Genomic DNA, 791 nt, shown 5'->3' with positions numbered 1-791 from the left:
CGCGCGCGTCGGGTCGCGCGGCCCGACCGGCACCATGGCGGCCTCACGCCGGGCGACCGACGCGCGCAACGGGATCCACGCGAGGTTCTCGTAGAGCACGAGCCCGCGCCCGGTCTTCAGCCGCGCAAGGTCGAGCTGACCGTCGAGCGCGCGGCGCCAACCCGGCAGCGTTGCGGGGGCCGTCCCGCCGCCGGGACCCTGCGTCGACGGCAGCGCGACCCAGCGCACACCAGTTGGCCCGAGCAAGCGTCCGAGACGGTTCGTTCGCCCGTCGGCCGCGAGCTCGATCGCGCGGTCGACGACGACGCGGTCGGCCTCGTCCACCGGCGCGCGCAAGAGCTCGGACGAGTTGCCCGGGCCGTTGCGCGTGAGCGTGTACCCGGTGCCGTCGGAAAGGACGACGGGCTCGAGTGGCAGGACCGACGGGTCGCCGAGCCACAGGATGCGGAACTGCCCCTTTGCCGCGAGCGAATCGGTGAACGCGAGCGCATCGACCCAGCCGGTTCGCGGTGCATGCCACCGGCCGTCGATCGCATCGGCAGTGAAGCCGAGCATCGGCAGCAGCAGCGCGACACCACCGACGATCGCGGCCGGCTGTCGCCAGCCGAACCGGAAGTCGCGGATGCCGTCGACGAGCACCGATGCGCCGATGCCGAGCGCGATCGCGAGCCCGAACGCCGCGAGGGTGAGGCCGGCTTCGGGTGCGAGCATCGACCGATCGGGCGCCACTTGATCAGGCACCCAGACGATTGCCCACCCGACGACCGCCAGCACCCATCCGCGCGCGGCCC

General features: G+C 73.3%; 1 protein-coding gene. It reads right to left on the bottom strand.

Features of this window, described 5'->3' with window-relative positions:
- On the bottom strand, positions 1–791 hold a 791-nt coding region (locus WD271_13595; GenBank protein MEX1008864.1), incomplete at both ends, for a hypothetical protein.

Source organism: Acidimicrobiia bacterium, from assembly GCA_040880805.1.
Classification (GTDB): domain Bacteria; phylum Actinomycetota; class Acidimicrobiia; order IMCC26256; family DASPTH01; genus DASPTH01.
This window is presented reverse-complemented; position numbering and strand designations above follow the sequence as displayed.